Origin of the sequence: Streptococcus sp. (assembly GCF_032481935.1) — a bacterium.
Lineage (GTDB): Bacteria > Bacillota > Bacilli > Lactobacillales > Streptococcaceae > Streptococcus.
In genome coordinates this window covers 1-8,029 of sequence record NZ_JAWERU010000058.1, presented here as the reverse complement: position 1 = coordinate 8,029, position 8,029 = coordinate 1, and the positions used below count along the sequence as shown (strand labels likewise).

At 33.4% G+C, this 8,029-nt stretch carries 9 protein-coding genes and 1 pseudogene; all 10 read right to left on the bottom strand.

Going from position 1 to position 8,029, the window contains the following annotated elements; all coding sequences use genetic code 11:
* Positions 1 to 310 precede the first annotated feature (310 nt).
* Positions 311 to 553, bottom strand: coding sequence for a hypothetical protein (locus tag E7C97_RS08685; protein WP_049508999.1), 243 nt, complete (start codon positions 551 to 553; stop codon positions 311 to 313).
* An 86-nt stretch (positions 554 to 639) separates the two neighbouring features.
* Complete coding sequence (locus E7C97_RS08680; RefSeq protein WP_316108922.1) at positions 640 to 936, bottom strand: hypothetical protein; 297 nt, start codon at positions 934 to 936, stop codon at positions 640 to 642.
* Between the two features lie 411 nt (positions 937 to 1,347).
* Complete coding sequence (locus E7C97_RS08675) at positions 1,348 to 2,226, bottom strand: phosphotransferase (RefSeq protein WP_316108920.1); 879 nt, start codon at positions 2,224 to 2,226, stop codon at positions 1,348 to 1,350.
* A 106-nt stretch (positions 2,227 to 2,332) separates the two neighbouring features.
* Positions 2,333 to 2,920 carry a Type 1 glutamine amidotransferase-like domain-containing protein gene (locus E7C97_RS08670; protein ID WP_316108918.1) on the bottom strand — a complete coding sequence of 196 codons (588 nt, stop codon included), beginning with the start codon at positions 2,918 to 2,920 and terminating at the stop codon, positions 2,333 to 2,335.
* Positions 2,921 to 3,088: 168 nt separating this feature from the next.
* A complete protein-coding gene (locus tag E7C97_RS08665) occupies positions 3,089 to 3,655 on the bottom strand; it encodes a hypothetical protein (protein ID WP_316108917.1) in 567 nt (188 codons plus the stop codon).
* A gap of 129 nt (positions 3,656 to 3,784) precedes the next feature.
* Positions 3,785 to 4,009, bottom strand: coding sequence for a hypothetical protein (locus tag E7C97_RS08660; RefSeq protein WP_316108916.1), 225 nt, complete (start codon positions 4,007 to 4,009; stop codon positions 3,785 to 3,787).
* A gap of 127 nt (positions 4,010 to 4,136) precedes the next feature.
* Complete coding sequence (locus tag E7C97_RS08655) at positions 4,137 to 4,634, bottom strand: hypothetical protein (protein ID WP_316108915.1); 498 nt, start codon at positions 4,632 to 4,634, stop codon at positions 4,137 to 4,139.
* A 92-nt stretch (positions 4,635 to 4,726) separates the two neighbouring features.
* Positions 4,727 to 5,037: pseudogene (locus E7C97_RS08650) on the bottom strand (competence protein TfoX).
* 408 nt (positions 5,038 to 5,445) lie between these two features.
* Complete coding sequence (locus E7C97_RS08645; RefSeq protein WP_316108914.1) at positions 5,446 to 7,218, bottom strand: oleate hydratase; 1,773 nt, start codon at positions 7,216 to 7,218, stop codon at positions 5,446 to 5,448.
* A gap of 142 nt (positions 7,219 to 7,360) precedes the next feature.
* On the bottom strand, positions 7,361 to 7,852 hold the full coding sequence (locus tag E7C97_RS08640; RefSeq protein WP_239682087.1) for a TetR/AcrR family transcriptional regulator: 492 nt from the start codon (positions 7,850 to 7,852) through the stop codon (positions 7,361 to 7,363).
* Positions 7,853 to 8,029 lie beyond the last annotated feature (177 nt).

Below are 8,029 nucleotides of genomic sequence, written 5' to 3'. Positions count from 1 at the left end.
TGGGCTGTCTTGAAAAAGAAAGTGACAAATTTATTAAGGGAAGTCCCAAATATCTTTGAATGTTTAGAGTGCTTTTTTAAAACTAAATGACTATAAAAAATAGAATCCCTACACCCTTTATTATACTACATAAACAGAAAAAAAGACTGAAGCAGATGGTTTTCACCTTTGTTTCAGTCTAGATCTTTTTGATAATCGGAATAGCCACTGTAAGGACGTCTATCCCAAAATTAATTCCCAGTAATTGGTAGTGATAGATGGGGCTAAGCAAAATTTAAAACTCACAGATACAACTTTCATCTCACATTCTTTAGAAATTCACATGAGCGACTTCTTCAAAATAGTCATCCAGATGATGGTAAATTTGTATATCTTCTTCTGAACTATCTTGTAAAACTGCAAATACCTTCACTTTCTCATCATTGACAAATATAAAGTTATGTTCTCCAAAATAAGCCTGAAATCCCTTATCTACTAAGGTCCAGAGTTCATTTTTTCTAAAACTGAAAATATCTTTTTTTACAAGATAGGTTTTCCCGATTTCCATTTTCATGATAGACCTTCTTTAAAATACTATAACTACCTTTTCTCTGACAGCAAGGATACTACTACCACATGATAATATTAATTAATTATTTATTACTTCCCATCCCAGGAAGGATCATCTGATATTTTAATATCACCTATAAACCATCGCTTCATCTTCTTTTTATCCTTAAAGGGATTGGGGTGGACAACGGTAAAAGCATGAATACTTGCATCTGGAAAATACAGTTCGACATTTAAGGACTGCTTGGGATTATCATTGACATAAGCTGAAAAATAAATATGATAATGACCACCCATATCTCCACTATCATCATAGCCTCCTCGAGCAGTATTCGGTAAAATCTTCACAGACTTTACGGATTTTCCGTCATCATTCAAATGGGTCATAATTTCACTCTTGATTGAGTCTTCATGATCAAGAATTAACTTAGAATTGTTGCTATATAGAAGATTACCGTTACTTAAATTCCCATTGATGAAAAAGGGCAAACTCACAAGCAGAAAGGGGGACAAAATAGCAATGTATAGCCATTTATTGAATTTTAGCATGGATTTCCCTCTCTAATCATTTAATATTCGTTGAATGAAACTTTAATCAATAAATCATATTCATCATACTTTGATTTTATAGATCCCAATTTGCATAATTTGCATAATGAAAACTAGTCAATTTTCTCTATGATGTTTCCAAGTTTATCCAAGAAAAGAGAAGTGTTTATAGCGATTTAGATTCGAAATAAAATTATCAAGTAATCGTAATATGATTTTTCCAAAATTGATAATATTCCAACGTTTATATTATTCAGTCTTCTTCTTGTTCAAGTACCAACTAGGAATGATTTGCTTCATATCATCATACCATTCTAAAATTTCTTTAGCTTGATTTTGCATTACTGATATTTCTTCAGGTCCGTAAGGTACAGCCCAGGGAAGTGATCCAACTAAATTATTTATAATATAGATAGCAAGAAGTTTCCAAAATAAATCTGGAACCTTACCATCAAAATACCCATCTATCATACCAGATGAAAAAGAAGGCGAGACTTGAGCAGACCAAACAATACGATTGAATTCCTCCCAAGGATCTCCAATATCAAATCGATCAAAGTCAATGATATAAATTTTACAATCTTCACCAATCATGAAATTCCCTATATGATAATCTCCATGTTGGAAAACCTGAGGTCTATCTTTCAACAATTCTCGATTTGCATTTAAAAAATCAATGAATATCTGACCATTTTCATATTGAACGGGACATTCTTTGTATTTGGAGATTTTGTCATCAATTTTTCGATTAAAAAAGCTTTCCCAATCTTCACAAACGCCTGTTACAGGGAGTGAATGAATTTTTTGAAGAATTCTTCCTGCTTCTAGTCCATAAGTGTATTGTTGTTCTTTCGAAACAGTTAAAATGGTTTCTCTTGCATCTTTCCCGTCTATCCATTCGTGTAAAGAATATACTTCGTCACCGCAGAGTTCAATGCTAATTGGTTTACACATTGGAACTCCAAGAGAAGCTACTTTCTCCATCATATCAAATTCAAATTTTTTTGAATCTAACTTCTTCTTATCAGAAACACGCAAGAAATAATTTTGCTGATTTTGATCTGTCACACAATATTTTTTATCATCTGACCAGCCTTTATTTATAGCTATCTTACTACAAAAATCCATCAAGCACACTCCGATTCATTTCACAACACTTTTTGCAGTTTTCACTAGTAACCCATCCAGTTCGTCTACACTTTAGTTACCTAGATCAAGATTTAGATAATGGAAACTAGTCAATTTTCTCAATAATGTTTCCAAGTTTATCTAATACAAGACATGAATGATCATTTAGTGGAATTATGGGAACATTAACGAGTTCTTCAGCTCTATCCTTATTAGCTTTATCATTCCATGAATCATAATGGACACTAATTAAAAACTGACTAAAGAGTCCTAATCCATTTTTTATCTTTATCTGATGATCTGAATTATCATTAGGTGAGACATATACTTTTTCTCCTAATAATAGGGCTCCTGCAGAAAACCCTATAACTTTTGCCCCTTTATTAAGCATATGATCGATATAATTTTTGAACTCCTGATTGACATAAGTAGCTAGATACTTTTCCGTATTTCCACCACCGATGATGATTAGATCAGCATCTAAATAGCTATCAAAATCAATGTGCTCAGTGTCCAAAAGTAAGTAATCAGTGTTTAGATTAGGAAATTGACTTTGGAAAACTTCCGTGTACTTTTTCATATAGGGTTGCCAATTATCTCGAAAAACTGTAAAAATAACAATTCTTTCGATATTACTTGATGACACTATTTTATTAACAATTGTATGGTTTTTTATCGGCGGATTTCCACCCATCAAAAAAATTTGTTCTTTGAAGTTATCACACTTTCTAAAGAAACATAAAGTTTAAACAAGTTTATTCACGTTTCGAAATTATAATTTTTTCTTAAAACATATTATTTTATTATTGACTGACTAAGATCGCACAAGTAATATTACACACTAACAAGGAACTTTGGTTGACTACTGAATAGCATCCACTGCTTCTTTAACAAACTTTTCGACATCTTCAATCTCTGTAAACGAAGGATCAAGGTGACACAAGAAGTGCCAATCTTCAGTATCTTTTTTTCTATAAACAATAGCTTCGCCGTCTTCACTCCCAAAAAAGCTTCTGTCAGCTTCATATCCATTGCCTTCTAAGAAGTCTTTTGCCTTGCGATAGTTCGCTTCTCTTGCTTCGATATAAGCTTTGACTTCATTGTTGTTAATGACATAGGCATCTATTTTTGAATACCCTTCGATTACTTGATCGTTTTTAACGGACAAATTCGAAATCTCTTTCCAAATAATATCCACATTTTCCTCAGAATTAAACGAAAACCTAGATAAAGGGACAATATTTCCGTTGAAGACAATCTCCATATAATCCGGCAAGTGTTTGGGGTTCACATACTCCACTTCAAACCCATCTTCTTTTTCGAGAGTGTATCCAGGAATTTGAACTACAAAAGCTTTACCCTCCTCTAAAGAATCAAAAGCAACTAAATCTTTTGAATAATCATTTTGGTACAATTCCAATATAAGCATCTATCATCCTCTAATCTTAACTGTTTCTATTAGTTCTCATCATTTTACGTTATTACTATCTCAGCCTGTGCTACTTCTGTTGAAAAATAAAAGTAAGACATTAAATTTTGTTAATATCCTGCTTAAACTTTAATTCAGTATTTTATAATAACCTTCATAAAAACGTTCTCTTGTTACCACTTCACCTGGATATTTCTCTTCTAGAAGCTCATAAATTTCAATTGGTCTAATCCCTTCTTCCGCCAAATCTTGAAGGAATGGACTGCATAGCCACATTTCACCTTTACTCGATCGTTTTAATAAAACTCCATATATAGGAATCTTAGTTAATATATTATGGGTACTCTTTTTCATAACATTTATCTCCCCCACAAATTCGGATTGATTGGCAAGTCTACTTAACAAAATGATGCTGAACATAGCTTGACTTAATTTTATGAAAAGAGGCCAGTAACAAACCTAAGCCCAGCCTCTTAGATAATCATTTTTCTTTGTAGCAAATAATGTATGCTTTGATGAAATCACTACCCACGACAATGGTTAACGGAACACTCAAAACAACTTCATCAGTTTTGTCATTCTCATACTCTTGTCTTTCTTCAGGAGAGTATAGGTGCATAGCTATTGAATAGGTGTTCCCAGCCTCCAAGTCAAGATCCATACTGATATTTTCTGATTTGATATTGATCGTTTTGTTCAATCGAGTCTCAGTCGTTTTATAAACGCCCTCGATTGTATATCTTCCAGGAACTAAAGCAACTACTTTTTCTAGGTTTTCTCCAGTTATTGGATTAAAGTCAGCAAGATTCTGTCCATTAATTTTAGTTTTTGAACAGTATAAATGAACAATAGCTTTATCACTATTATCACTAACAAAGCTAACAGCTTTTTTCTTTCTATTGCTATATACAATCATAAATCCAACAAAAAGCAAGAGCCAATGGACAAGAAAAAATACAATAATATAAGTTGAGTTCATCATATATCTCCTATAATTTCTTTACTTTTTAACTACATTATAGCACCAATCATTGACATGGATCAATATTTAATATAACTCTTACTGTCTCATCAAACTTTCCTACACTTCTTTTCTGGAAGTTCAGAGTACATGCCATTTAGAAGTTCTAGAATGAGTCCCCTGTCCTCAAAACTATCAAATACGTACATAAGAGTTTTTGAGCCTTCATATGGATAACGCAATTCAGAATCTGCAAGAAGTCTATCCGATATCCTTGTTCTCTTTAAAAACAGTTCACGATTGCAAATCTCCCCTATTAGTTTACCGTTAAAATCGACAAGATATCCGCCATCATGGATTTTATGACAATATCACCAAACTCAGAAAAACTGTCATGGACATATTGGTTAAATTCATTCATCTTGATTATCTCCCGTCAAATTCAAATTTATCTAGCTCCATTATATCAAGTAAACCCGACTTTATATAAGTAAAACAAAAAAACAATACAATCTTCTAACCACAGTATTTCTAGTTAATTTTATTCTTTCCTTCAGCTTTAAAAGATGAATCTTTAACACAGCATTTCTTTTATCAAGAATACTGATTGTATTAATTTCTATATTTTCATTGAAATTTATTAAAATCAGAATATAATTTTCAATTACTGATCATTCGAACTTCTCTACCGCTAACAAAATTTTATAAAAAAACGGTTTATGATTTTCTCTCAAAATTCCAATTCTAAAATAAAAACACGAGAAAAAACTCTACATTTGAGCTCTTTCTCGTATCCTATTATCTCAATGATTATACCAATTTATATCAACTAAATTAAATCAGCATCTTTAAGTAGTTCCTCAATTAATGTTCCCTTGATTTTCTTCGCAGCACGTTTTTCAAATAGTTTCACTAAGAACGGAACTTTTACATCGGCTAATTTCTTGCCATCCATCAAGCGACTTGTTGATTTTGTAAGAACGCGTAAATCGTAAGCTGAAGCGAACACTTCTGGTACACCACGATCGACATCAAGCAATGTATATACAGCTTCCATCGCTGTACGAACAGAATATTCTGTTGTGAACACAGTATCGCGAGGAGTTTCAGCGAAGTTACCAATGAAGGCAATATTTTTAGAGCCATTTGGAACAACGAGCGGACGGTCGCCATCTTTACGAGCCATGAAGTAGCTTGTGATATAAGGCATGTAGCAAGGGACAGTGTTGCATCCTTCGCTAGCAAATTCATGAATCAATTCTTCTGGAACACCCATGTGGTATAACCATTCTTCGGCAATTTCAATCCCTGTACATTCTTCAATTGGTTTTTCCACATAGTTTCCTTTGATTCCAGAATATAATCCGTAAATCCATACGACTAATTCATCTTTACTTTGTGCTTTAAAGTGTGGTTGACGGTTTAATGTATAGCTCATCATCCAATTTGAGTCGCGAACTGTTACGATTCCTCCTGTTACCACTTTTCCAGCATAAGGATCACGTTTTGAGATTTTTTGAATGTATTCAGCGATACGTTTATCTTTTACAGTTGTTGTAGCTGAAACGAACCAGCTTTGGTCTGGCAAGTTTTCACAGAATACTTCTGGATGTCCGAAGCGTTCATCTTGTTTCGCTAAGTTTTTCCAAAGGCTCCATGCTCCACCTAATTCTTTTGAAATTGGAGCTGGAGTATTGTTGTCCCCATATGTTGTTGCAGCAGTAATACTACCGTTTGTCACAAATACTAAGTCGTTTTCTGTAAGATTGCGTGTTTCTATAACGCCACCTACTTCTAACACAAGTTCTTTAGCAATCATGTCGCTTCCAACGTGTTCAACAATCACATTTTTAACAACTGTATCGTATTCGAATTGAACATTATGTTTTTTCAAGTAGTTCACGAGTGGTAAAACGAGTGATTCATATTGGTTGTATTTCGTAAATTTCAATGCAGATAAGTCAGGTAGACCATCGATATGGTGAATGAAACGTAAAATGTAACGGCGCATTTCAATCGCTGAATGCCATTTTTCAAAAGCAAACATGCTAGCCCAGTAAGTCCAGAAGTTTGATTCGAAGAATTCTTCACTGAATACATCGGTAATTTTTAGCCCTTGTAATTCAGATTCAGAGGTCATATATAATTTCACCATTTCTTCGCTTGACTTATCGCTTAAAGTGCATTGGCCATCATCCGGAATGCGTTGTCCTTTGTTTTCAATCACACGACATTTTGAGAAGTTAGGGTCTTCTTTGTTAAGCCAGTAGAACTCATCTAACACAGAGGCATCTTCGACTTCTAGTGAAGGGATTGATCTGAATAAGTCCCATAAACATTCGAAGTGGTCTTCCATTTCACGACCTCCACGAATAATGAATCCGCGTGTTGGGTTTAAGATTCCGTCTAAGCTTCCTCCTGCAAGTGGAAGTTCTTCTAAAATATGAATGTTTTCTCCTTTCATTTGGCCGTCTCTGACTAAGAAAGCAGCGGCTGATAAGGATGCAAGTCCTGAACCAACTAAGTAAGCTGATTTTTGATCAACGCCTTGTGGTTTTTTAGGGCGAGCAAATGCTTCGTAATTTCCATTTGAATAGTACATAATATAGCCTCCATAAATGATGTTTTATTTACTATGCTATTACTATAAATCTAATCAAAAAATAACACAATTTACAAATTAGGGTGTTTGTCAAAAGGTTAGACAAACACCCTAATTTGTAAAGTAATATTTTAATTTTGGTTTAAAAATTTGAAATAATGCTCCCCAACATAACTCTTTCAATCTTTTCAACTAATTCATCGGCAGTGCTAGGCATCTGTTTTTCAATCCAATCTAAACCAATACCGACCAGAGCATAAGTATAAAATGAAATTGAAAACTCGACTTGTTGTGCTTCTTCACCCGTAACCTGGATTTCCTGAAAAATGAGATTTGTCAAAAAACGTTCTACTTCTTGATTTAAGAATTTTTCTAAATATTCCTTTCCAAATGAGCGATAGGTATTCAGTACAAAACTCCGATTATCAGCAATATATTGAAAAATAGAAGCAAGAGCATCTTGCCAATTATCATAAGTTACATCTTTCCCCACCGAAATTTCAGTATCCTGAAGATAAATCCATTCTACCAAATCATAGATATCTCTGAAATTATTATAAAAAGTTTGGCGACTAACACCGCAAGATTGGGTTAAATCATTGATAGTGATTTTGCTTAGTGACTTTTCTTCCATCAATTCTTTCAAGGTTGAAGCTAGAACCTTTTTTATCACAGTTGTCATCTTTCATACCCTTTCACATCATTTTATAGCTAACATTATAACAAATTGTAAAATCTTATCAAACTTTATTCATCTGACGACATATAGTTTAAGAGAAATATACTGTTCATTCTAAATTGATAAATATTG

Excerpts from the sequence above, each read along its gene's own strand:
- E7C97_RS08685 (WP_049508999.1), bottom strand. The coding sequence starts at position 553 with ATGAAAATGGAAATCGGGAAAACCTATCTTGTAAAAAAAGATATTTTC.
- E7C97_RS08680 (WP_316108922.1), bottom strand. The coding sequence starts at position 936 with ATGACCCATTTGAATGATGACGGAAAATCCGTAAAGTCTGTGAAGATT.
- E7C97_RS08675 (WP_316108920.1), bottom strand. The coding sequence starts at position 2,226 with ATGGATTTTTGTAGTAAGATAGCTATAAATAAAGGCTGGTCAGATGAT.
- E7C97_RS08670 (WP_316108918.1), bottom strand. The coding sequence starts at position 2,920 with ATGGGTGGAAATCCGCCGATAAAAAACCATACAATTGTTAATAAAATA.
- E7C97_RS08665 (WP_316108917.1), bottom strand. The coding sequence starts at position 3,655 with ATGCTTATATTGGAATTGTACCAAAATGATTATTCAAAAGATTTAGTT.
- E7C97_RS08660 (WP_316108916.1), bottom strand. The coding sequence starts at position 4,009 with ATGAAAAAGAGTACCCATAATATATTAACTAAGATTCCTATATATGGA.
- E7C97_RS08655 (WP_316108915.1), bottom strand. The coding sequence starts at position 4,634 with ATGAACTCAACTTATATTATTGTATTTTTTCTTGTCCATTGGCTCTTG.
- E7C97_RS08645 (WP_316108914.1), bottom strand. The coding sequence starts at position 7,218 with ATGTACTATTCAAATGGAAATTACGAAGCATTTGCTCGCCCTAAAAAA.
- E7C97_RS08640 (WP_239682087.1), bottom strand. The coding sequence starts at position 7,852 with ATGGAAGAAAAGTCACTAAGCAAAATCACTATCAATGATTTAACCCAA.